We start from the raw sequence: 22,405 nt of genomic DNA, 5'->3' as shown, positions 1-22,405 counted from the left end.
AAATTGAGGTGCGTGCATTCCATGGTCAGGCCCCCAGGATGCCCGGTTGCGGTAGCGGCGCACTGGAGGGGAAATAGAGGCGCGGTAGAGAACTGCCGGACGGTAAATGGGCAGTTGACACCGCGACAGGCCCGGTGGCACGGTAATCCGCAGCGAGGCCGCCGAGCCGGATTTCTTCGAATTACTCTCATAAGCACCCCGGCCCTTCGGTCGCTTTCCCGGCCGCGCCTCGTCCGCCCGGCCACCGCCTTTTCTCTCCGCGGCTTCCTGCCGCGGTTCCCGCCTGCCAAGGAGGCCCCATGGACGCTCCGGTGATCATCGTCGGCGCGGGCCCCGCGGGGCTCGTGCTGGCCGCGGAACTGCGCCTCGGCGGCGTCGAGGTCCTCGTACTGGACCGGCTCGAGAAGCCGTCGCAGGAGTCGCGGAGCCTGGGCTTCACCGCCCGCGCGGTGGAACTGTTCGACCAGCGCGGCCTGCTGCCCCGCTTCGGCGACCTGGGGATCAGCGCCTCGGGGCACTTCGGCGGCCTGCCGCTGGACTACAGCGTCCTGATGGACGCCCACTTCGGAGCGCGGAGCATCCCGCAGGCCACCACCGAGCGGGTGCTCGGGGAGTGGGCGGCGGAGCTGGGCGCCGACGTCCGGCGCGGCTGGACCGTGGCCGGCCTGCACGACGACGGCGACAGCGTGCGGGTCGAGGTCGAGACGCCCGGCGGGCCGCGCCTGCTGCGCTGCCGCTACCTGGTCGGCTGCGACGGCGGCCACAGCTTCGTGCGCGCCGCCGCCGGCTTCGAGTTCCCCGGGACCCCGTCGACCCGCGAGATGTTCGTCGCCGACATCGGCGGGTGCGCGCTCAGGCCGCGTCCGATCGGTGAACGGCTGCCGGCCGGCATGGTGATGGCCACCCCGCTCGGCGACGGCGTCGACCGCATCATCGTCGTCGAGCACGGCGTCCCGCCCCGGCGGCGCACCCGGCCCCCGGAGTTCGCCGAGGTGGCGGACGCCTGGGAGCGGCTGACGGGGGAGGACATGCGCGGCGGCACCGCGCACTGGATCAGCTCCTTCGGCGATGCGACGCGCCAGGTCACCGAGTACCGGCGGGGTTCGGTGCTGCTGGCCGGCGACGCCGCCCACACCCATCTCCCGGTGGGCGGCCAGGGTCTGAGCGTCGGTGTGCAGGACGCCGTCAACCTCGGCTGGAAGCTCGCCGCGGTGGTGCGCGGGTCGGCCCCGCCGGCACTGCTCGACTCCTACCACGCCGAACGCCATCCCGTCGGCGCCCGGCTGCTGGTCAACACGCTGGCCCAGGGCGTGCTCTTCCTGTCCGGCTCGGAGGTCGAACCGCTGCGCGAGGTGGTCGCGGACCTGATGGAGCTGGACGAGGTCCGCCGCCATCTCGCCGGAATGGTCAGCGGCCTCGACATCCGCTACGACGTCGGCCCCGGCACCCATCCGCTGCTCGGCGCCCGCGTCCCCAAGCGGGAGCTGCGCGGGCCGGACGGGCCGACGACCACCGTCGCGGGCCTGAGCACCGGGCGGGGTGTGCTGCTGGACCTGGCGGACGACCCGGAGCTGCGCCGGGCCGCCGGGCCCTGGGCGGACCGGGTCGACGTGGTGACGGCGGCCCCGCACCACCTCCCGCAGGGGTGCCCGCTCACCGGGACGTCCGCCGCGCTGCTGCGCCCCGACGGCCACGTCGCCTGGACGGACCCCGGGTGCGGGCCGCTGTCGGACGCGCTGGACCGCTGGTTCGGGACGAGCCGTGTGGCGGCCTCCCGTCAGTAATCGCCTTCGAACGAGGAGAGATCGATGCACAGCACCTTGATCGTTGCCCGGATGGACCCGGCGTCGCAGGCCGAGGTCTCCCGCATCTTCGGGGAGTTCGACACCACGGAGATGCCGGGACTGATGGGCACCCGCCGCCGCCAGCTGTTCAGCTACCGCGGCCTCTACTTCCACCTCCAGGACTTCGACTCCGACGGCGGCGGCGCGGCCATCGAGGAGGCCAAGAACCACCCGCTCTTCGTGAACGTCAGCGCCGACCTGAAGCCCTTCATCGAGGCCTACGACCCGGCCACCTGGCGCTCGCCCGCCGACGCGATGGCACAGCGCTTCTACCACTGGGACGCCCGGTGAACGAGCTGCCGGGCGACGGCCGCACCGCGAGCCGCGGGCCCGGCCTCCCCGGTGCGGGCGCGTTTCGGCCTCGGGCGGCGACGGCCGGCGGCGGCCCGGCGCCCGAGGGCCTGGGACGGTACCCGGCGGGCGCCGCCCTGGGGCACGCCGGGGACGACACCGAAGGCCGGTGCTGAAGTGGACGACCGGGTCATCGTCGTCGGTGCCGGGCCCGTCGGGCTGGCGCTCGCCGGTGAACTGCGCGTGGGCGGGGCCGAGGTGACGGTGCTGGAGCGGCTGGCGGCGCCGACGACGGAGTCCAGGGCCACCACCCTGGACGCCCGCACCATGGAACTCCTGGACGAGCGCGGCCTGCTGGAGCAGCTCGGCACCGTCCCCCGTGAACCCCGGGGGCACTTCGGCGGCCTGCCCCTCGGCCTGGACGGCCAGCCCTCCCCGTTCGCGGGCCAGTGGAAGGTGCCGCAGGCGCGGGTCGAGGCACTGCTCGGCGACCGGGCGCGCCGGCTCGGCGCGGACATCAGGCGGGAACACGAGGTCCGCGCGCTGCGTCCGGCCGCGGACGGCGTGAGCGTCGAGGCCGTCACCGGCGGGTCCGGGCGGCGCGTGCGGCTGACCGCCGGGTACGTGGTGGGCTGCGACGGCGAGGAGAGCACGGTCGCGGCCCTGGCGGGCTTCGAGTTCCCCGGCCGGGACGCCCGCCGCGAGCTGCTGCGCTGCGACGTCCGCGGGGTGGACGTGCCCGACCGCCGCTTCGAGCGGCTGCCCCGCGGCTTCGCGGTCGCCGCGACGCGGGAGGGGCTGACCCGGGTCATGGTGCACGAGTACGGGCGCACGCCCGCGGTGCGTACCGCCGCACCCGCCTTCGACGAGGTCGTCGGGGCGTGGGCGCGGGTGACCGGGGAGGACATCAGCGGCGGCACCCCGGTGTGGGTGAACGCCTTCGGCGATGTCAGCCGCCAGGCCGCGCACTACCGCCGGGGGCGGGTGCTGCTGGCCGGGGACGCCGCCCACCGCCACCTGCCGGTCGGCGGCCAGGCCATCAACCTCGGCCTGCAGGACGCCTTCGACCTGGGCTGGAAGCTCGCCGCCGAGGTCGCCGGCACCGCGCCGGCCGGACTGCTGGACTCGTACCACGACGAGCGGCACCGGGCCGGCCGCCGTGCCATGGCGGTCATCGACGCCCAGGCCCTCATCATGCTCGGCGGCCCGGAGATCGAACCGGTGCGCTCCTTGTTCGGCGAACTCCTCGGCCACCGGGCGGTGCGCGACCTGCTGGCCGCCCGGCTCGGTGGTCTGGACGCCGGCACCCGCCCGCCCGGGCCGGCCGGGACGCCGGAGCGCAGGCAGGAGGTCCCCTCGTGATCTCCCGTCGGGCACTGCTCGGGACGGCCGCGGCGGTCTCCGCCACCCGTCTCCTGGGTCCGGGCGCCGTCGCGTGGAGCCGGCTGGGCAGGCACCTCACCGGTGACCTGGTGCTCCCCTCCGACGCCCGGTACGCGACCGCCAGGCAGCTGGACCTGATGCAGTTCGACACCATCGCCCCGCAGGCCGTCGCGTACTGCGCGGACGCGCGGGACGCGGCGCTGTGCCTCGCCTTCGCACAGCAGAACGGGATCGCTCCGGCGGTGCGCAGCGGCGGCCACAGCGCCGCGGGGTACTCCACCGGCACCGGCCTGGTGGTGGACGTGTCCCGGCTGGACTCGGTGCGGGCCGGCGGCGGTTCGGTGACGCTGGGTCCGGGCGCGCAGAACGTCGACGTGCTGAACACGCTGGCCGACTCGGGCCTGGCCCTCACCGGCGGCGCGTGCCCGACCGTCGCCGCCGGCGGGTTCGTGCAGGGCGGCGGGCTGGGGTTCCTCACCCGGACCCTCGGCATGGCCTGCGACGCGCTGACCTCGGCGACGGTGGTGCTGGCGAGCGGCGAGGCGGTCACGGCCTCCGCGCGCGAGCACCCGGACCTGTTCTGGGCGCTGCGCGGGGGCGGAGGCGGCAACTTCGGCATCGTCACGTCCTACACGCTGACGCCGTCCGTCCTGTCGCAGGTGGTCACGGCGCGCCTCGGCTACACCTACGACCGGGCGCTGGACATGCTCGACGGCTACTCCCGGTGGCTGGCCGAGTGTCCCCGCACGATCGGCTCGGCGGCGGTGGTCACCCTCGCCGACGCCGCGCCGGGCAACGTCCCGGTCCCGTCGGTCATCGTGGTCTCCACCGGGAGTCCGGCCGAACTCGACGCGGAACTGGCCCGGTTGGACTCCCTGACCGGCGCGCCGGCCGCGCGGCAGACGTCGGTGGTGTCCTACCGCGAGCTGATGACGGGGATCTTCGGCTGTGCGGGGAGGGCCACCGAGGAGTGCCACCGGTCGGACGTCTTCCCGCGCGGGCAGCTTCCCCGGACCGCGTTCGCGCTGGAGCGCAGCCGCCTGGTCCGTGACGACGTGCCGCGCGAGGGCTGGGCCCGCGTCCTGGCGCTCTTCGACGACCAGCGGGTGTCCGGCGGCCAGACGCACGGCCTGCAGGTGCTGCCGATCGACGGCGCCGTCCGGGACCTGGACCGCACCGCGACGGCCTTCGTGCACCGCGACAGCCGCTTCTCAGTGAACTTCCAGGGCTTCATGGCGCGGGGGCCGGTCACCGACGAGCTGCGGGCCGCCGCGAAGGCCTGGGTCGACGCGGGCTTCGCGGCCGTCGACCCGCTCTCATCGGGCGAGGCCTACCAGAACTTCATCGACCCGGACCTGGCGGACTGGAAGACCTCCTATTACGCCGAGAACTATCCGCGACTGGTGAAGACCAAGAACAGTTACGACCCGAACGGCCTCTTCGGCTTCGCGCAGGGCATAGGCGCGGCCTGACGGGCCGGCAGTGAATCAATACCGAGAGAAAGAGTCAGAAATGGCCAAGCTGGAGAACCTGGACCCGACCACGCCGCTGTTCGCGCAGTTCAAGGAGAAGACCGGGCCCATCGTCCTGGCCAACACCTTCATCGTCCCGAAGGACAGGGCCGAGTCCTTCCTGGCCCACTGGAAGAAGCAGGCCGAGTTCATGAAGGCGCAGCCGGGATTCGTCTCCCTGCAGATGCACCAGGGCACGGCGGGCAGCCTGCAGTTCATGAACGTCGCGATCTGGGAGTCGACCGAGGCCCTCGCCAAGGCGCTCGGCAACCCGCAGTTCCAGGCCATGTCCGCGCAGGTCCCGGACGACATCGTCTCGTACGCGCACATCTTCGAGAAGATCGCCGTCGAGGGCCTCTGCGAGGCCTGACCCGGAGATCTCGCAGCACCTTGGCCCCGGCGATTCCGGCACCTCCCGCGGAGGTGCCGGAATCGCTTTCCGGCCCCGGTCCGCACCGCAGACGCGGCGCCCGCCCAGGACGGGAAAGACGTTCCCGGCCCACACGGGGAGGAAGGTCATGACTTTCCGCCGCGGTGGAGACGCCGTACACCGAAAGCCGCTCCGGTCCACCGAACTCACTTACTGAATGGGGATTTCACCATGGATGTCGGACTTCTCTTCGACCTCCGGAACCCGGAGGGCTGGAAGCGCCCCTGGGCCGACCACTACGCGCAGAGCCTGGAATTCTGCGAGGAGGCGGACCGGCGGGGCGTGGGCGGGCTGTGGTTCACCGAGCACCACCTCTTCGAGGACGGTTATCTGCCGCAGCCGCTGACCTTCGCCGCCGCCGCCGCCGCCCGCACCCGCCGGGCCCGGATCGGCACCTCGGTGGTGCTGCCCGCGCTGCGCAGGCCCGCCCAGCTCGCGGAGGAGGCGGCGATCGTCGACCTGGTGAGCGGCGGACGCCTCGAACTGGGCATGGGCGCCGGCTACCGGGTTCCCGAGTACGACCTGATGGGCGCGGACTTCACGCGGCGGTTCCGGCGGACCGAGGAGAACATCCGCGAGGTCCGCAGGCTCTGGGAGGAGGGCGGCATCACCCCGGGCCCGGTCCAGGAACCCGTTCCGCTGTGGGGCGGCTTCTACGGGCCCCGGGGCGCGCGGATGGCCGGCCGGCTCGGCATCGGGCTGCTGCACATCTCCCGCGAGCTGTTCCCGCACTACCGCGAGGGCCTGGTCGAGGGCGGCCACGACCCGGCGACCGCCCGGCTCTCCGGCCTGCTGCCGATCATCCTCGCCGACGACCCGGAGGAGGCGTGGGCACGCGTCGCGCCCTGTCTCGCCCACCAGATGAACAGCTACCGGCAGTCATCGGTGGAGGGCACCGACAAGCCCCGGCCGCCGATCATCCACCCCGACGAGTTCCGCAACCGGACCTCCAACGCCCCGTGGGGCGCGCTGAAGATCCTCACCCCCGAGGAAGCCGCCGCAGAGATCAAGGAGACGGTCGACGGGCTGCCGGTGGAGCACCTGATCTTCTGGGCGAGCATCGCCGGCATGCCGGACGACCTGACCGCCCGGAACATCGAACTGGTCAGCGAGGAGCTGCCGCCGCTGCTGGGCCGGTGACGGCCGCCCCGGCGCCTGCCGCCCGGCCGCGCGGTGACGACGATCGCCATGATCTCGTCCGGGGCGCGCCGGGCGTTGCCGGGGCAGTCCACGCTCTCGTCCGAGGCGCGCCGGACCTTCCCAGGACACACACGACCTCGTCGAGGACGGCCGAGCCTCCCCGGGGCGGTCCCCGGGCTCATCCGGGGCGTCCCGGGCCTTCCCGGAGCGGTCCACGACCTCGTCCGGGGCGCGTCGCGCCTTCCTGACTCCCGCGGCGCCGGATCCTCCTGCGGCGCGCGGCGGCCGACCACCCCGTCCGCTGCCGCGAGCCGCAGGTACCGCCCCGCCCATGCCCGCCGCAGGTACCGCCCACCCACACCCGCCGCATGAACCGCCCGCCCGGGCCCGCCCCTTGTACGGCACCCGCCCGTGCTCACCGCTGTACGGCGCCCGTGCTCACCCCACGGTGAGCGCGGGCGCCGTGCGCTGCTCGGCCTCGCGTTCGGCGGTGTACTGGTCGCGGTAGTAACCCTCCCGAGCGAGGAGTTCGGTGTGGCTGCCGCGCTGGACGACGTGCCCCGCGCGCAGCACCACGATCTCGTCGGCCGCCTCCAGGCCGCGCAGGCGGTGGCTGACCAGGAGGAGGGACCGGTCGCCGGCCGCGGCCAGGGTGTCACGGAGCAGGGCGCCGGCCGTCACGGGATCGACGGACTCGGTGGGTTCGTCGAGGACCAGGACGCGGGGATCGGCGAGCAGGGCCGCGGCCAGCGCCAGCCGCTGGCGCTGGCCGCCCGACAACTCGGCCGCGTCGTCCCGTACTTCTGTGTCCAGGCCGCCCGGCAGGGCCCGGATCCAGGCGGCGGCACCCGCCTGCGCGAGGGCGGACCACAGTTCGGCGTCCCCGGCGTCCGGCCGGCCGGTCCTGAGCACGGAGCGGACCGTGCCGGCGAAGACGTGGTGCTCCTGGGTGAGCCCGCACACCAGACGGGGCCGCAACTGCCGGCCCCCCACCCGCTCCACCGGCACACCGTTCAGCGTCACCCGTCCCGCCCCGGGGCGGACGAACCCCAGCGCGGCGGCCAGGACGGTGCTCTTGCCCGCGCCGCTCGGCCCGACCAGGGCGACCTTGCGGCCCGGGGCCAGGGACAGGCCGAATCCGCTCAGGGCCGCCCGGGAAGCTCCCGGGGGCACCACGGTGACATCGTCGAACTCCAGCGTGAGGGGGCCCGCGGGCACCGCAAGCGGGTGCGCGGGTTCGGGCACGGGCGGGCGGGCGCGCAGGACTTCCCTCAACCGCCGCAGCCCGTGCCCGAGTTCACCGAACCGCTCCGCGGCGGCCTGCACGGGAGCGCTCGTCTCCACGGCGGCGAGCGCGGTCAGGGTGAGGACGGCGACGGTGACCGGGCCGAGCCGCCCGGCGTCCTGCGCCCTCGCGGCGAGCACCGCCACCGCGCCGGTCGTCACCAGCCGGACCAGGAGCCCCGCGGCGCCGGCGGTGGCCCCGCGCAGCGCCACGGAGCGTTCCAGCCGGGCGACGGTCCGCGCGGCGGCGCGCTCGCGCCCGGTGGCGGCGGCCGACGCGCCGCAGACGGCGAGGTCCTCGGCCCCCTCGATGATGTCCACGCTGCGCACCGCCAGCGTGCCGCGGGCCCGCACCAGGCGTACCCGCGCCCGGTCCAGGGCGGCGGCCGCCGCCACCGGCAGCAGCACCGAGCCGGCCAGCAGGCCGCAGCCCAGCGCGGCTCCGGCCGCGGGCAGTTGCAGCCAGACCCAGGCGGTGACACCGGCGCCGACCGTGAGTGCCGCGAGGCCGGGCAGGACCACCCGGACCACCAGGTCCTGCGCCGCCTCCACGTCCGCGAGCAGCCGGGTGAGCAGGTCGCCGCGGCGGAACGCGGGCCGCCCGGCGGGAGACAGCGGCTCCAGGGCGTCGAAGAACCGGCCGCGCACCCGTTCCATGATCCGCAGGGCCGCGTCGTGTCCGGCCAGCCGCTCGCCGTAGCGCAGCGTGCCGCGGACGATCGCCAGGGCGCGGACCGCCACCACCGCCACCGACAGGGCGGCCAGCGGGGGCTGCTCGAAGGCCCGGCAGATCAGCCAGGCGGCGGTGCCGGTCAGGGCCACCGCCGACACCTCGCACAGTGCCGTGGCGAGGGCCGCGAGGACCAGGCGGGTCCGCGGCAGTGCGGGGGCTGAACGGCTCGTCATGTCGGCTGTCCTTCCAGCAGGCGCGGCCGGCCGTCGACCGAGCCGTGGGCGGCGTGGAAGACGGTGTCCGCGAGTTCCATGACCCGGGGGCGATGGGTGACCACCAGCACCGTGGTGCGCTCGTCGCCGGCGAGGGCGCGCAGGGCGTCGAGCACCCGCTGCTCCGTCTCGCCGTCCAGCCGGGCGGTGGGCTCGTCGAGCAGCAGCAGCGACGGTTTGCGCAGCAGGGCGCGGGCCAGCGCGATCCGCTGCCGTTCACCGGCGCTGAGCACCGCGCCGCCGTCGCCGAGCGGGGTGGCCGGGCCGTCGGGCAGTGCCGCCACGAAGTCGGCGGCCCCCGCGGCGGCCAGCGCCTGCCACACCTCTTCGGGGCCGGCGTCGGGGCGGCCGAGGCGGACGTTGTCCGCGAGGGACATGGCGAACAGGTGCGGTCGCTGCGGCACCACCCCGAGCATGGCGGTCCAGGCGGCGCCGGGGACGTGCGGCAGCCGGTGGGACCCGACGCGGATCTCGCCGCCGAGCGGTGCGAGCTGGCCGGCGAGGGTGCGCAGCAGCGTGCTCTTGCCCGCGCCGCTGGGTCCGGTCAGCGCGTGGCAGCGGCCGGGTTCGAGCGTCAGCGACACGTCGGTCAGGGCGGCGGGGCCGCCCGGGAACCCGACCGTCAGCCGGTCCAGGACGACCGGCGCGCCGGCCGGGGCGGGCAGGGGCACCGGGTGCGGCGCAGGTGCGGCCGGCCGCGCCGGCTCGGGGGCGGCCGCCCTGATCCGGCGGGCCTGGTCGAGTACGGCCCGGCCCTCCTGGCTCGCGTGGAAGCGCAGCGCCAGGGAGCGCAGCGGGCGGTACGCCTCCGGTGTGAGCAGCAGGACGGCGAGGCCCGCGGTGAGCGGCATGTCCCCGGCGAGCAGCCGGAAACCGACCGGCACCGCGATCAGGGCGACGGCGAGGGTGGTCATGGTCTCGAGGACGAAGGACGACAGGAACGCCTGCCGCAGGGTGGCCATCGTGACCACCCGCAGCTCGGTGCCGGCCGCGCGGATGCGCCGGGCCGCGTCGTCCTGCCGCCCGAACACCCGCAGGGTGGTGAGTCCGCCGACCGCCTGGCGGAAGCGCTCGCCCAGGCGCAGGAGCACGTCCCAGTGCCGCTCGGTACGCGCCTTGGTGTGCAGTCCGACGACGGCGAGCACCAGCGGGACGAAGGGGAGCGTGACCAGCACGGTGAGCCCGGAGGGCACGTCGAGGTACAGCAGCGTGCACACGACGGCGGGCGGCACAACGACGGCGTGCGGCAGCACGGCCACGGCGCCCGAGACGTACCCCTCCAGCGCGTCGGCGCCGCGCGTCAGCACGGCCACCACGGCGGCGGGCCGCGGCCCCGCGCCCCGGATCCGGCCGCGGCCCGCGGCCTCGACCAGTTCCTCGCGCAACGCCTGCTGCACCCGCGTCGCCTCCCGCGCCGGATACCAGCGCTCCCACCAGGCGAGCCCGCACCGGGCCGCGACGACCCCGGCGGCCAGGGGCAGCGGCACCGTGGCGAAGGCCTCGCGGGAGCCGCCGTCGAAGAGGGCGGCGAGCACCCGGGCCAGGAGCAGCGCCTGGGCGACGAGCAGCGCGCCGCCGAGCGCCGCACCGGCGGTGCACACCAGGAGGAACACCTTCACGCGCGGGTGGATCCGCACCAGTTCGGGGTCGAGCGGTCCGTGCTTCATGCGTCCCCCGGGGGCGTCAGTGGAAGGCGGGGGCCGTGGACCGCTCCGCGGGTGCGCGCAGCAGCCACCACATCCGCAGTTGCACGGCGATCACCAGCAGCAGGACCGGGCCCGCGGTCCAGGTGATCAGGGCCAGTGCGGTGCTGTCCGCGGCGAGGTCCTGGGCCGCGACGGCCCGCACTCCGGCCCGCGCGGGGGTCGCCAGGTACGGGTACTTGGCCGCGAACACGGCGACCGGCGCGAGCCCCACCGCGACGGTCGTGGCCGCGTACGCCCGCCAGGGCCGTCCGGCGGACAGCGCGCGGACGGCAGGCAGCAGGGCGAGCACGGCGAGCGCGAGCAGCGCCGGCGCGAGGGCGGGCCGGCGCAGCGCGGCCCCGTCGGTGTGCCCGCCGGCCCAGGAGGCGAGGACGGTGAGGGCGACGAGCAGGAAGCCGGCGCCGCACAGGCGGCGGGCGAGGACGCCGGCGCGGGCGGCGACCGCTCCGGTGGTGCGGGCGGCGGTGAAGGCGCAGCCGTGCGCGCCGAGCAGCGCGACGGCACTGACCCCGCCCAGCAGGGCGTACGGGGTGAACGCCGCGCCGCTGCCCACGACATGGCCGCCGCCGTCGAGGTCGAGCGACCCGGCGACGGCGACCAGGAACGCTCCCCAGCCGAACGCCGCCGCGGTGCCGGCCGCGCAGATCACGCCGTCCCACCGCCTGCGCACGGTGGCCCCGGGGTGCCGGCTGCGGAGCATCACGGCGCTGATCAGGACCAGTGCGCCGGCCATGGCGACCAGGGCGAACGGCGCCGCGCCGACCAGGAGCTGGGTCTCCAGGCCCGGCATGGTGCCCACCAGGACGCCGAGGGACACCAGCAGCCAGGACTCGTTGACGAGCAGGAACGGGCCGAGGCCGCCGAGCACCTGCCGGCGTTCGCGGTCGTCGTGAGCCGTGAACAGCAGGGTCGAGCCCACTCCGTAATTGGTTCCGGCGAGCGTCAGGTAGCCGGTGAACAAGGCGATGAACCCGATGGTCCACAAGGTCGGGTAACTCATGGCCGGTGTGCTCCTTTGCAGCGTGAGGTGCGGGGGCGGGGCGGCGGGCGCGGTGGTCGTCAGGCTCCGGGGCCTGTCCGGCGGATCGTGTCGCGGTCGCGGCCCGGTGCGGAGCGGCTGGTGCGACCGCGGCACGCACATCTGCCGCACCGTCGCCGGCTGCCCACGCTCGGCGTGGACGCCCTCCTCCGCCTCGCGGCCGCACGCACCGGCCCCCGCTCTCCGCCACGGAGAGGCGCGGGCCGCGAGGGTGCGGGCCGGTCCGCCGGACAGGCCCTACAGGAGGACGCTGTCGCGCTCGTCGTCGAGGGTGCCGCCGGGGTCGGGGTGCTCACCGGAGACGGACTCCTGTGCCCACAGGTCGGCCTGCGCCGGTCCGCGCATCGCCGCTTTGCCGAGCAGCCACCAGTCGAGGACCAGCAGGGTCGTGACGATCGCCCCCAGCACCACCAGGGAGACGGTCAGCTGGGTGGTGGTGAGCGAAGGGGTCAGGGCGTGCCGGGTGGTGAGGATGTCGTCGATGACGAACGGCTGCCGGCCGATCTCGCGTACCAGCCAGCCGGCGATGTTCGCCACGAAGGGCATCACCATGGCGACCCGCAGCACGCGGTGCAGCGGCTTCGACGTGAGCATCCGGTCGCCGCGCAGTGCGATCAGGGTCCACACGGAGACGATCAGCAGCACGAACCCGACGGCCATCATCACATAGGCGCTGTACTGCACCAGTGGTGCCGGCGGCAGCCCGGCGTCCCCGAAACGCTCCGTCAGCTCCCGCTGGAACGCGGTGATCCGCTCACTGTCGCCGTCCAGCAGCGCCTGCTTGATCGGCTGCTGCTCACCGATCCGCTCGATCTGCACCGCGCCGCTGAGGCCGACCAGCAGGGCGCCCCAGAAGCCGGCGTGGGCGCCCATGCGCATCGAGTGCCGTACGAACGTGTCGTCGGCCCGGCCGCGCCTGCGCAGCAGCACCGAGACACCGAGCATGAAGAACCCGCCGACCGCGAGGGCCCCGCCGATGATGTGCAGGATGGCGATCCACGCGTTGGGGTTGGTGAACAGGGCGAGCGGGTCGGTCAGCTGGAGGGTGCCGTCGCGCATCTCGTACGCCACGGGGTTGTTCATGAACCCGTTGGCCAGCAGGGCCCAGACGACGGAGAGGTACGCGGCCGCGGCGACGATCCAGATGCAGGCGAGGTGCGCCTTCGCGGGCAGCCGCTGCCAGCCGAAGATCCACAGCGCGAGGAAGGTCGACTCCACGAAGAACGCGACGACGGTCTCCACGGCGAGCGGCGCGCCGAAGACTCCGGCGCCCATGTTCTCCAGGCCCGACCAGTTGGCGCTGAGCTGGTACTCCATGGCGATGCCCGCGCCGATGCCGACCGCGTAGTTGATGACGTAGAGCGTGCCCCAGTACTTCGTGGCCTGCCGCAGCGCCGGGTCGCCCGTGCGGACCCAGCGGGTGTGGCAGACCGCCACCATGACCACGAGGCCGAGGGTCAGTGCGACGAGCAGGTAGTGCACCCCCACGGTCAAGGCGAACTGGGTGCGTGCCAGTCCGACGGTTCCCATGTCCTAGTCACCCCAAAGAGATCGGTTCGGCCGCCGGCGCCGCGTCGGTGGCGTCAGCGCTCGGTGTCCGAGCGACGCCGGATGTTCGGTCATCGGCAGGGATACGGGAGACCGGCATGAGCATCCCTTTCACGGGCGTCGGCGACTTCGGGCACGTCCGTCCCCTGGTTCTCCGGCGCGCGCCGCCCGGCCGGCCGGGCACGGGGCCCGGTTCGCCACGGGCGAGCGGTTCCGGCCGGTCCTGCACGGTGCGGGCCTCGAGCCGGTGACGGCCTGCTGCTCCGTTCCTGATGCCGTTCATCGAAGCAACCGGCGGTCGAGTCTCACTTGAGTCCCGCCGGCCGGGCCTTCCTTGCCCGCTCCCGGCCGGACCGCCCGGAGGGCGGGCGCCGGCCGCGGCGGGGTGCGCGGCGGCGCTGCGGGGGTGCGGCGGCGGTGCCGGGGAGCGGAGTTGCGGTGCCGGGGGTGGGGCGCCGGTACGGGAGCGCGGCGTGCCGACGCGGGCGGGGCGGAGTGCCGGTACGGGGGCTGTGGAGTGTGCCGGTACGGGGTCGCGGAGTGCCGGCAGGGGGCACGGAGTGCCGGTGCGGCTCCGGGGGTGGTTACGCTGCGGGGCATGGATCCGGCCCTGACCAGCGGTGTGACCGCCCCCCTGACCCTCCTCGACGCCGGGGAGCTGGCGTCCGACCCGGAGCTGGAAGCCGGGTTCGCCGCGGCGGCGCACGGCATCCTCGCGGACCTGGTCCGTGCGGGTGCCGCGCTGGGCTGGGTCGAACCGCCCACGCGGCAGGAGGTGGCGGAACTCCTCGGCCACGTCCGCTGCGCGGCGCGCTCCGGTGACGCGGCCCTGCGCGCCGCCTACGTCGGCCGCCGGCTCGCCGGGTTCGGGTACTGGCTCCGCTACGCCCGGCCGACGCACCGGCCGCACGCCGACCTGGAGAAGATCGCGGTGGCCGCCGCCGCACAGGGCCGAGGGACCGGCCGGGCACTGACCGCCGCCCTGATCGCCGACGCCCGGGAGGCGGGCGTCGAGGTCCTCACCCTGGACGCCCGCGGCGACAACACCCACGCCCTGCGCCTGTACCGCTCCCTCGGCTTCACCGAGTACGGCCGGCTGCCCGCCTTCGTCGCCGTCGGCGAGGACCGCTACGACAAGGTCTTCTGCATGCTGGACCTCCGCCGGGAGAGCTGACCGGCGGGCAGTCCTCACGCGGAACCGGCCCGCTCCTCTCCCGTGAACATCTCGAACAGGCTGCGGGGTGCGCGGGGGCCGAACATGCGTTCGTGAAGGCGTACGGCTTCGGCGGCCTCCCCCGCGCTGCGGGGGAACAGGTCCCGTTCGTACGCGGCGAGCGCGGCCTCGGTGTCGTCGGGGTGCGCGACGAGGGCCTTGGCGAGTTCGGCGCCGTCGTACATGGCCAGGTTGGCGCCCTCGCCGGACGGGATCATGAGGTGGGCGGCGTCGCCGAGCAGCGTCACCCCCGGCACCCTGTCCCACCTGTGGGCCGGCGGCAGGGTGTACAGGGGGCGCAGCACCGGCGGGGTGTCCCCGCCGGTGATCAGTTCCGTCAGTTCCGGTGCCCAGCCGGCGAACTCCCCGGCGATCCGCGCGACCGCCGCGGCGGCGTCGGGGAAGCCGGCGGCGGCGAACCAGTCCAGCGGCCGGGACAGCGCCGCATAGGTGTGCAGCGTGCCGCCGTCCTCCCGGTGGGCCTGGATCCCCTTCCCCGGGGCGAGCGCGAGCATCGCCCCTGCACCGACGGCCTTCGCGGCGGCCGGGTGCCGCTCGTCGGCGTCGTACAGGTACGTCTCGACGAAGGACGTCCCCGTGTACGCGGGCACCGCGCCGGACAGCAGGGGCCGGACGCGCGACCAGGCTCCGTCCGCGCCGACCAGCAGTTCCGTGACGACCGTGCCGCCGTCGGCGAAGGCCACCTCGTGGCGGCCCCCGCCCAGGGAACGGACGCCGCTCGCCTTGCTGCCCCAGCGGACCGTGCCGGCCGGGAGCGACTCCAGCAGGATCCGGCGCAGTTCGCCGCGCCGCACCTCGGGGCGTCCCCCCGTGCCGTCGTCGGGTTCGTCGAGCAGCACGCCGCCGTCCCGGTCGAGGATCCGCATCGCCTGGTGGCCCTCGAGGATCAGCGCGCGGAACTCGTCCGTCAGGCCGGCCGCCTCCAGGGCGAGCTGCCCGTTGTGGTCGTGGATGTCGAGCAGGCCGCCCTGCGCGCGGGCCGCCGGGGAGGACTCGGCCTCGTGGACGGTGACCGGGACGCCGTGGACGTGCAGCACGCGGGCGAGCGTGAGGCCGCCCAGGCCCGCGCCGACGATCGTGACGGGAGTGCGCATCGTGGTTCCTCGTTCCTATGGATGTTCGGCGGGCCGCGGGCAGGTCCGGGCGGCCGGGCGTTCTGGTACGCCGTTCCATTCTGGAGCGGCGTTCCAATGCTGGAACGGTGCTCCAGGCGTGTCAAGATGGCGGCCATGGCAACGCGGACGCGCCGGTCACAGCGGCGCACGGAGGCGCTCTCCCGGGAGCGCATCGTCGAAGCCGCCGTCGACCTGCTCGACGCGGCCGGCGAGAACGGGCTCACGTTCCGGGCGCTGACCGAGCGCCTCGCCACCGGCCCCGGGGCGATCTACTGGCATGTGGCCAACAAGGAGGAACTGCTCGGCGCCGCCACGGAGGCCGTCGTCACCACCGCCCTGACCGCGGGCCCCGGGACAGCCGGCGCGCCGGCGGAAGCCGACGCGCCTGCCGGACCCGGCCTGGGCAGTGCGCCTGGCGGACCTGGCCTGGGCGGTGCGCCTGCGGAAGCCGATGCGCCTGCCGAAGCCGACGCGCCTGCCGGGTTCGACGCGGCCGGCGCGCCTGCGAAAGCCGGTGCGCCTGCCAGACCCGGCGTGGGCGGTGCACCTGCGGGAGCCGATGCGCCTGGCGGCTCCGACGCGGCCGGCGCGCCCGCCGGGTCGGGCGGACTTCGTGAGGCAGCCCGGCCCGCCGGGGCGGGCGGCCCCCGTGCGGCGGCCCCGGCCGCCGGATCGCCGCAGGACGCGATCCGGGCCGTCGCGCTCGGCCTGTTCGACGCGATCGAGGAACACCCCTGGCTCGCCACGCAACTCGCCCTGCAACTCTCCCGCAACCCCTGGGGATCGGTGACCCCGCGGATCTTCGAAAGCATCGGCCGGCAGGTCGCCGCGCTCGGCGTGCCCGAGGCCGGCTGGTTCACGGCGACCTCGGCGCTGGTGCACTACGTCCTCGGCGCCGCCGGCCAGAACGCCGCGAACTCCGCGGGCGCCCAGGCCGGCGAGCCTGTCCCGGACCGCGCCGAGTTCCTCGGCAGCGTGTCGGCGGCGTGGGAGGAACTCGACCCGGACGACTACCCGTTCACCCGGGCCGTCGCGGCCCAGTTGCCCGGACACGACGACCGCGAGCAGTTCCTCTCCGGGCTCGGTCTCGTCCTCGCCGGCATCACCGCGCTGCATCCGCCCGGCGAGTAGGCCCTTGCCGCCCCGGGCACGCGCGCCGGCCGCCCGGCGAGCAGGCCCTTCCCGCACCGGCCGCCGCGCGCCCGGCCGCCGCTCCCCGGCGCCCGCGCGCAGTCGCCCGCGCGCACGCCCGCGCCCCGCCGCGCACTCCGGGCAGGCGCTGATGCGGGAGCGGCCCCGGCGGATCGCCGGCCGGCCCGCCGGGAAGGTGAGCCGGACCGCCGCCGGCCCCGCCGACCGGTGGGCAGGTGTGAGCCGTCGGACGGCGACGTACCGTGTGAAGGACGGAAGAGGCGCGCCGGTCCGCGTGAGGGACGCGCCGGCACGCCCCGCCCGCACCCCTGGTGCGGTGCGGAGAACGTCGAAGGCGGGAGAAGAAGTCATGCCGGCACGTGTCCGACGCACCCGGGGCCACCGGGCCGCCCTGCGCACCGCGGTCCCCGTGGTCACCCTGCTTCTCGCGGCGACGGCATGCGGAGGGACCTCCGCCCAGGTGGGCGCCGTGGGCTCGACGAGCGCCCCCGGCTCCCCGACGGGGCTCCCGACCGCCCGCGGCACGCAGAGCACGCCACCGTCGAGCGCGGGCCGCACCGCCGCCGACCCGCCCGCCGCCGCCAGGAGCCAGGGCGCCACCCTCGGCGACCACCGGAGCACCCCCCGTGCCCTGCCCTCGGCCAGGGCCGCTCAGTGTGTGAACGACTACTACTCCGGCATGACCACGGCCCAGCGGGTCGGGCAGCTCTTCATGGGCGGGATCTCCGCCGCCCACCCCGACGCGTCCCAGGTGCGCACCCTGCGCGACCAGCACGTGGGCTCCGTCATGCTGACGGGCCGCAGCACCGCCGGTACGGCGGCGACCCGGAAACTGGTCGACGGCATCCGGGCCCAGTCCGACCAGGTCGGCGGGCGGCGGGCCGGCATGGTGGTCGCCACCGACCAGGAGGGCGGGCAGGTGCAGGTGCTGAGCGGTCCCGGCTTCTCGGCCATGCCCGACGGACTGACCCAGGGCGGCTGGAGCACCACGACCCTGCGCACCCGGGCCGCCGACTGGGCGAAGCAGCTCAAGGCCGCCGGGGTCGACCTGAACCTCGCTCCGATCGCCGACGTGGTTCCCGCGAGCCTGGGCACCCGCAACCGCCCCATCGGCTACTTCCACCGCGAGTACGGTCACACCCCCGCCGCCGTGACCTCGCACAGCGGCGCCTTCGCCGCCGGGTTCGCGCAGTCCGGGGTGATGACCACGCTCAAACACTTCCCCGGCCTGGGCCAGGTGCTGGGCAACACGGACACCACCGCGAACGTGGTGGACTCGGTCACGACCGCCAAGTCCGCCTCGCTGCAACCCTTCCGGGCCGGCATCCAGGCCGGTTCGCCCTTCGTCATGATCTCCTCGGCCGTCTACACGAAGATCGACGCCAAGCACCTGGCGGCCTTCTCCCCGGCGGTGATCGACCAACTGCTGCGCCACGACCTGAACTTCAAGGGCGTGGTCATCTCCGACGACCTCGGTGACGCGGTGGCGGTGCGGTCCTTCACCCCGGCGCAGCGGGCGGTGGACTTCATCGCGGCCGGCGGGGACATGGTCCTGACGATACGGCCGTCCATCGTGCCGGAGATGACGCGGGCCGTGCAGAGCCGGATGAAGCAGGACGCCTCCTTCCGCGCCAAGGTCGACGCCTCCGTGCACCGGATACTCGACGCCAAGCACAAGGCGGGCCTGCTGGACTGCGGATGACGGGGGCGGCATCCCGGAACCGGAGGCGGGGCCAGGAGCACGGGCGCGCCCGCGGAACCCGTGGGAGCCGGCGCGCCTTCGGCAACCGTGAGCGCGGGAATGGTTGTACGGCTCATGTTGCGCTTCTGTCCCGCTTCTGTACCACTTCGCCCACAGGGAGAAATCCCGGTTGATGCGTGAGGGAGCTGTGGAAAGATCGCGGAGTATCTCCGGATCTTCCCGGGCCGCACCGCGGCCCGTCATCCGGCCCCCATGATCAACTGGAGGACCCACGTGGCCAAAAGCTCCGGCCTGAACACGCGTCGTACCGCGGCGCGTGTCACGGTTGCGGCGGTCACCGCCGCGCTGGTGGCGACCGGCACCACCGCCGCTTTCGCCGCCGACGCACCCGGACGGTCTGCCTCGCAGGTCACCGCCGCCGCCAAGGCGTCGGGCGCCGCGAAGTACAGCGTCACTGCACAGTTCAAGGCGGCCCAGGTCAACGCCGTGTACGGCATGGACAGCAAGGGCAACCTGTACGGTTACGGGCCCGACGGCAAGGGTGGGCTCGGTTCCCGCCAGCCGACCGGAAACGGCTGGCAGGACGCCCGCTTCATCACGCAGGTCGACCAGAACCTCGACGGCGAGTCGGACGGCATCTGGGACGTCACCGCGGGCGAACTCCACTACACGAAGTGGGGCTCCTCGTCGGTGCTGGTCGGCGGCGGCTGGAACATCTACAACCGTGTGCTTTCGACGGGCAACCTGGGCGGCGCCTCCTACGAGGACCTGCTGGCCCGCGACAGCTCGGGCGTGCTGTGGCTCTACCTGGGTTACGGCAACGGAAAGCTGACCTCGCGTTACAAGGTCGGCGGCGGCTGGAACGCCTACACCGACCTGGCGGGCAAGGGCGACCTGACCGGCGACGGCAAGGACGACATCGTCGCCAAGGACTCCTCGGGCGTGCTGTGGCTCTACAAGGGCACCGGCAATTCCAAGGCCCCCTTCGCCGCGCGCACCCGCATCGGCAGCGGCTGGAACACGTACAACGCCCTGATCTCCGTCGGTGACATCAACTACGACGGCATCACCGACCTGCTCGCCCGTGACAAGAACGGCGCGCTGTGGCTGTACAAGGGCACCGGCAAGGCGTCCGCGCCCTACGCGTCGCGTGTGAAGATCGGCAACGCGGGCTGGAACACCTACCGCATCCTGTACTGATCTGCACACCGCCCCGTGAGGGGTGTCCGAGCGGGCCGTTCCCTGCGGGGGGCGGCCCGTTCGGCATGTGCGGGCGTCTCCGTCCCTGGTGCTGCGAACGGAAAGGTTTGCCGGGAAGCTCGCGATGTCCGGCACTGGGGTGGGGGCACCTCCCACGCCGTTCGGGCAGTGGGGGAGCATCGCACACCTTTCCGGTCACAGCACTGGCTAGGCTCGGGGCTCCTCGACCGGCCCGGGGATCTGGTGGCGGATGTCGGTGTTCCAGTCCAGGAGGCGGGCGAGCGCGTCCGCGCCGGGGCTCCCTGGCCCGCTCGCCGCCCGGCCGGCCGGGGAGGGGGTGTGGGTGCCGCGGGAGATGCTGCCGCTGACGGTCGTGTTGTGCTCGGTGCGCGGGCGGCGCAGCGACTCGTAGAGCGTGAGCGCCGTGGGGTGGTCGGGGCTGTCGCGCAGGCACTTGGCGAGGACGACGGCGTCCTCCAGGGCCATCGAGGCGCCCTGTCCGGTGGCCGGGGAGGCGGCGTGGGCCGCGTCGCCGACCAGCAGGATCCGGCCCGAGCGCCAGGGTGTGCCGGCCGGGAGTTCCGTCGCGTTGGTCACCATCAGTTCGTCGCCGGTGGCCGCGACGATGTCCGCGACCGGGGTGGGGTCCTTGCTGAGCAGGGGGACGAGCAGGTCGCGCCAGCGGCCGGGGGTGCCCCGGTCGATCGCGTCTGCGGACAGCGGCCGGTCGCTGACCCGCGCGAACCAGTACGTCTCCCCGGCGGGTGACGTGGTGTGGCCGAACGCGGCGGTGCTGCCCCGCACCATCGTGATGCAGGCCGCGTCCGGGGAGCCGGGCGCGGTGCGCGTGTAGCCGTAGAAGACCCGCTGGCCGGCGTAGACGGGCCGGGCGGCGGGGGCGAGGGTGCGGCGGACCGTGGAGTGCACGCCGTCCGCGCCGACGAGCAGGTCGCCCGTCGCGGTGGTGCCGTCGACGAAGTGCGCGGTGACGCCGTCCGCGCCGTCCTCGACGGCGGTGAGGCGGGCCCCGTGGCGCACGGGGACGCCCCGGCGCGCGGCCTCCGCCTGGAGGACGGCGTTGAGTTCCCCGCGGCGCAGGCAGCGGTAGCGCAGCAGGGGGTCGCCTGGGTCGCCCAGCGGTACGTGCGCGGACTCGGCCCCGGCCGCGTCGAGGACGCGCATCGAGGTCAGCGGAAAGCCGATCGCGGTGACGGCGGCGGCGGCGTCGAACTGCGCGAGGGCGCGCATGCCGTTCCCGGCGAGCGTCAGGAAGGCGCCGATGTCCTCCGCCGCGTCCGGATGCGCCTCGTGGACGGTGACGTCGTACCCCGCCTTGTGCAGGGCCAGGGCCGTCGCCGTGCCGGCGATCCCGCCGCCGATGACGAGTACGCGAACCGCTGCCATGTCTCCCCCACTCCTGCGCCCGGTCCCCCGGGTCCTACCCGCCCGGGCGGCGCCGACGCGCCCGCGTCCGGGAACGGCCGGTTCAGCGGGCTCCGGCCGGGTTGGCGTCCTCGCCCAGGTAGGTGCCGTACCCCTCGGCGACCAGCGGGCCGTCGAAGATCAGCACCTCGTTGACCAGGCCGCCCTTCTGGTTGCGGTAGTTGATGACCAGGCAGTCCACGCCGACGTAGCTGCCGACCACCTCGAACCGCAGATCGGGGATGCGGCGCAGGCCTTCCGTCCAGTAGGCGCGCAGCGCGTCCTTGCCCCGGATCACCCCGTCCCCGCCGAGCAGTTGGGCGGCCACCGGCGACCGGAACGTCACCTCGTCCGTGAAGTGCGCGAGCAGGGAGTCCAGGTCGTGCGCGTTCCACGCGGTCACCCAGGAGTCCACGAACTTCCGTGCGCTTGCTCGGTCCATGGCCGCATTATGTCGTCCGCGGTCACTGGTCGTGGCGCCTCGGTCATACCGTCCTCGGGGCCGGCAGGAGCGCCGGTGCCGCGACCGGCGCCCAGCCGGTGCCGGTCAGACGTCCGAACGCCTGGTCTCCGAAGTGGAACGCGAAGCCGATCGTTCCCGGCTGTCCGAGTTCCGCCGTCAGGCGCCGGCGGGCGGCCCTCACCCCGGCTCGGTCGATGTCGGGGCGTGAGGGCCAGTCGGGGTGGGTGAGCTGCGCCGGTGCGTGGAACACGTCCCCGAGGACGATCACCCGCTCGCCCGCCGCGTCGATCACGTACGAGGTGTGTCCCGGGGAATGGCCCGGGGTGATCAGGGCGCGCACACCCGGAAAGATCTCGTCGCCGTCGTCGAACGGGGTGTGGTCCGCGCCGATGCGGGTGAGGACGTCCGCCTCCGGGGCGCCCGGCACGGTGGTGCCGCAGTCGTGCGGGGCCCATTCCGGGGCGGCGACGAGGTAGCGGGCCCGAGGGAAGGTCTTCTCCCACTTGTCCGGCGTCCTGCCGGGTGTGAACGCCCAGCCGGTGTGGTCGACGTGCAGGTGGGTGAAGGCGACCGCCCCGACGTCCTCGGGTGCGTGTCCGAGCGCCGCGAGCGTCGCGGGGAGTGCGCCGCAGTCGCTGTGTCCCACCAGGTCCCCGGAGACGCGGACCGGCCCGCGCACGGGCCCGAGCCCGGCGTCGATCAGCAGGCGGCGGCCGTCACGTTCGACCAGCAGGCCGCCCGCGGACATGGGCACCCGGCCGCTCTCGTCGAGCAGTTCGGGGTGCGCGTCCCAGTATTGCCGGGGAACGCCGGGGAAGAAGCCCGATGGCAGCATGGCCATCGCGCCGTCCACGACGTAGGTCACTCGCACGTCGCCCAGCACGAGCGACCGGACGGCGGACTGCCGGTTGAGGGCCGCGGGGCGCGCGGCGGGGTGCGGTGCCGGATGCGCGACGTGCCCGGCGGGGTGCGGTGCTGGGTGCGGGTCCATGGTGG

Annotated in this window: 17 protein-coding genes and 2 pseudogenes; 11 read left to right on the top strand and 8 right to left on the bottom strand. The window is 74.5% G+C overall.

The genetic code is table 11. The features are described from left to right. The first annotated feature begins 299 nt into the window (after positions 1-299). From ABZ719_RS26150 to ABZ719_RS26125, 6 genes are all read left to right on the top strand, one after another. On the top strand, positions 300-1,784 hold the full coding sequence (locus ABZ719_RS26150; protein WP_366727604.1) for an FAD-dependent monooxygenase: 1,485 nt from the start codon (positions 300-302) through the stop codon (positions 1,782-1,784). 24 nt (positions 1,785-1,808) lie between these two features. Then, entirely contained in the window at positions 1,809-2,135 is a 327-nt protein-coding gene (locus ABZ719_RS26145) for a TcmI family type II polyketide cyclase (protein WP_366727603.1), read from the top strand. 177 nt (positions 2,136-2,312) lie between these two features. After that, positions 2,313-3,497, top strand: a complete 1,185-nt coding sequence (locus ABZ719_RS26140) for an FAD-dependent monooxygenase (RefSeq protein WP_366727602.1) — start codon at positions 2,313-2,315, stop codon at positions 3,495-3,497. Further along, the gene (locus ABZ719_RS26135) at positions 3,494-4,990 is read left to right on the top strand and encodes an FAD-binding protein (protein WP_366727601.1); all 1,497 of its coding nucleotides are present in this window, start codon (positions 3,494-3,496) and stop codon (positions 4,988-4,990) included. The genes ABZ719_RS26140 and ABZ719_RS26135 overlap by 4 nt, the downstream gene beginning before the upstream one ends. Positions 4,991-5,030: 40 nt before the next feature. Continuing rightward, positions 5,031-5,399, top strand: a complete 369-nt coding sequence (locus ABZ719_RS26130; protein WP_366727600.1) for an antibiotic biosynthesis monooxygenase family protein — start codon at positions 5,031-5,033, stop codon at positions 5,397-5,399. 231 nt (positions 5,400-5,630) lie between these two features. Beyond that, on the top strand, positions 5,631-6,599 hold the full coding sequence (locus ABZ719_RS26125; RefSeq protein ID WP_366727599.1) for an LLM class flavin-dependent oxidoreductase: 969 nt from the start codon (positions 5,631-5,633) through the stop codon (positions 6,597-6,599). A 438-nt stretch (positions 6,600-7,037) separates the two neighbouring features. On the opposite strand, the gene cydC is transcribed toward ABZ719_RS26125, so the two are convergent. The 4 genes from cydC to ABZ719_RS26105 form a co-directional block, all read right to left on the bottom strand. Beyond that, positions 7,038-8,789: a thiol reductant ABC exporter subunit CydC gene (gene cydC / locus ABZ719_RS26120; protein ID WP_366727598.1), complete on the bottom strand. Its 1,752-nt coding sequence runs from the start codon at positions 8,787-8,789 to the stop codon at positions 7,038-7,040. Then, positions 8,786-10,495 (bottom strand): thiol reductant ABC exporter subunit CydD, encoded by a 1,710-nt coding sequence (gene cydD / locus ABZ719_RS26115; RefSeq protein ID WP_366727597.1) that lies wholly within the window; start codon positions 10,493-10,495, stop codon positions 8,786-8,788. The genes cydC and cydD overlap by 4 nt, the downstream gene beginning before the upstream one ends. A gap of 16 nt (positions 10,496-10,511) precedes the next feature. Continuing rightward, positions 10,512-11,534: a cytochrome d ubiquinol oxidase subunit II gene (locus ABZ719_RS26110; RefSeq protein WP_366727596.1), complete on the bottom strand. Its 1,023-nt coding sequence runs from the start codon at positions 11,532-11,534 to the stop codon at positions 10,512-10,514. Between the two features lie 276 nt (positions 11,535-11,810). Next, on the bottom strand, positions 11,811-13,103 hold the full coding sequence (locus ABZ719_RS26105) for a cytochrome ubiquinol oxidase subunit I (RefSeq protein WP_366727595.1): 1,293 nt from the start codon (positions 13,101-13,103) through the stop codon (positions 11,811-11,813). Between the two features lie 616 nt (positions 13,104-13,719). On the opposite strand from ABZ719_RS26105, the gene ABZ719_RS26100 reads away from it, so the two are divergent. After that, a complete protein-coding gene (locus ABZ719_RS26100; RefSeq protein ID WP_366727594.1) occupies positions 13,720-14,295 on the top strand; it encodes a GNAT family N-acetyltransferase in 576 nt (191 codons plus the stop codon). Positions 14,296-14,309: 14 nt separating this feature from the next. On the opposite strand, the gene ABZ719_RS26095 is transcribed toward ABZ719_RS26100, so the two are convergent. Then, the gene (locus ABZ719_RS26095) at positions 14,310-15,449 is read right to left on the bottom strand and encodes an NAD(P)/FAD-dependent oxidoreductase (protein ID WP_366727593.1); all 1,140 of its coding nucleotides are present in this window, start codon (positions 15,447-15,449) and stop codon (positions 14,310-14,312) included. 135 nt (positions 15,450-15,584) lie between these two features. Between ABZ719_RS26095 and ABZ719_RS26090 the strand changes: the two are divergent. The 4 genes and pseudogenes from ABZ719_RS26090 to ABZ719_RS26075 all read left to right on the top strand — a co-directional run. Beyond that, positions 15,585-15,815: pseudogene (locus tag ABZ719_RS26090) on the top strand (TetR family transcriptional regulator); the annotation flags it as partial. A gap of 318 nt (positions 15,816-16,133) precedes the next feature. After that, a pseudogene (locus ABZ719_RS26085) lies at positions 16,134-16,601 on the top strand (TetR/AcrR family transcriptional regulator C-terminal domain-containing protein); the annotation flags it as partial. 370 nt (positions 16,602-16,971) lie between these two features. After that, positions 16,972-18,324 (top strand): glycoside hydrolase family 3 N-terminal domain-containing protein, encoded by a 1,353-nt coding sequence (locus tag ABZ719_RS26080; protein ID WP_366727592.1) that lies wholly within the window; start codon positions 16,972-16,974, stop codon positions 18,322-18,324. Between the two features lie 273 nt (positions 18,325-18,597). Beyond that, entirely contained in the window at positions 18,598-19,524 is a 927-nt protein-coding gene (locus ABZ719_RS26075) for a VCBS repeat-containing protein (protein ID WP_366727591.1), read from the top strand. A gap of 207 nt (positions 19,525-19,731) precedes the next feature. Here the strand turns inward: ABZ719_RS26075 and ABZ719_RS26070 are convergent, their stop codons facing one another. The 3 genes from ABZ719_RS26070 to ABZ719_RS26060 form a co-directional block, all read right to left on the bottom strand. Further along, complete coding sequence (locus tag ABZ719_RS26070; protein WP_366727590.1) at positions 19,732-20,928, bottom strand: NAD(P)/FAD-dependent oxidoreductase; 1,197 nt, start codon at positions 20,926-20,928, stop codon at positions 19,732-19,734. A gap of 82 nt (positions 20,929-21,010) precedes the next feature. Further along, positions 21,011-21,388, bottom strand: a complete 378-nt coding sequence (locus ABZ719_RS26065) for a nuclear transport factor 2 family protein (RefSeq protein ID WP_366727589.1) — start codon at positions 21,386-21,388, stop codon at positions 21,011-21,013. A 43-nt stretch (positions 21,389-21,431) separates the two neighbouring features. Then, positions 21,432-22,400 (bottom strand): MBL fold metallo-hydrolase, encoded by a 969-nt coding sequence (locus ABZ719_RS26060; RefSeq protein WP_366727588.1) that lies wholly within the window; start codon positions 22,398-22,400, stop codon positions 21,432-21,434. Positions 22,401-22,405 lie beyond the last annotated feature (5 nt).

The organism is Streptomyces sp. NPDC006743, assembly GCF_040703815.1.
Lineage (GTDB): Bacteria > Actinomycetota > Actinomycetes > Streptomycetales > Streptomycetaceae > Streptomyces.
This window is presented reverse-complemented; position numbering and strand designations above follow the sequence as displayed.

Coding starts and splice junctions, on each gene's coding strand:
- ABZ719_RS26150 (WP_366727604.1), top strand. CDS start 300: ATGGACGCTCCGGTGATCATCGTCGGCGCGGGCCCCGCGGGGCTCGTG.
- ABZ719_RS26065 (WP_366727589.1), bottom strand. CDS start 21,388: ATGGACCGAGCAAGCGCACGGAAGTTCGTGGACTCCTGGGTGACCGCG.
- ABZ719_RS26105 (WP_366727595.1), bottom strand. CDS start 13,103: ATGGGAACCGTCGGACTGGCACGCACCCAGTTCGCCTTGACCGTGGGG.
- ABZ719_RS26110 (WP_366727596.1), bottom strand. CDS start 11,534: ATGAGTTACCCGACCTTGTGGACCATCGGGTTCATCGCCTTGTTCACC.
- ABZ719_RS26145 (WP_366727603.1), top strand. CDS start 1,809: ATGCACAGCACCTTGATCGTTGCCCGGATGGACCCGGCGTCGCAGGCC.
- ABZ719_RS26130 (WP_366727600.1), top strand. CDS start 5,031: ATGGCCAAGCTGGAGAACCTGGACCCGACCACGCCGCTGTTCGCGCAG.
- ABZ719_RS26070 (WP_366727590.1), bottom strand. CDS start 20,928: ATGGCAGCGGTTCGCGTACTCGTCATCGGCGGCGGGATCGCCGGCACG.
- cydC (WP_366727598.1), bottom strand. CDS start 8,789: ATGACGAGCCGTTCAGCCCCCGCACTGCCGCGGACCCGCCTGGTCCTC.
- ABZ719_RS26095 (WP_366727593.1), bottom strand. CDS start 15,449: ATGCGCACTCCCGTCACGATCGTCGGCGCGGGCCTGGGCGGCCTCACG.
- cydD (WP_366727597.1), bottom strand. CDS start 10,495: ATGAAGCACGGACCGCTCGACCCCGAACTGGTGCGGATCCACCCGCGC.
- ABZ719_RS26080 (WP_366727592.1), top strand. CDS start 16,972: ATGCCGGCACGTGTCCGACGCACCCGGGGCCACCGGGCCGCCCTGCGC.
- ABZ719_RS26100 (WP_366727594.1), top strand. CDS start 13,720: ATGGATCCGGCCCTGACCAGCGGTGTGACCGCCCCCCTGACCCTCCTC.
- ABZ719_RS26060 (WP_366727588.1), bottom strand. CDS start 22,400: ATGGACCCGCACCCAGCACCGCACCCCGCCGGGCACGTCGCGCATCCG.
- ABZ719_RS26125 (WP_366727599.1), top strand. CDS start 5,631: ATGGATGTCGGACTTCTCTTCGACCTCCGGAACCCGGAGGGCTGGAAG.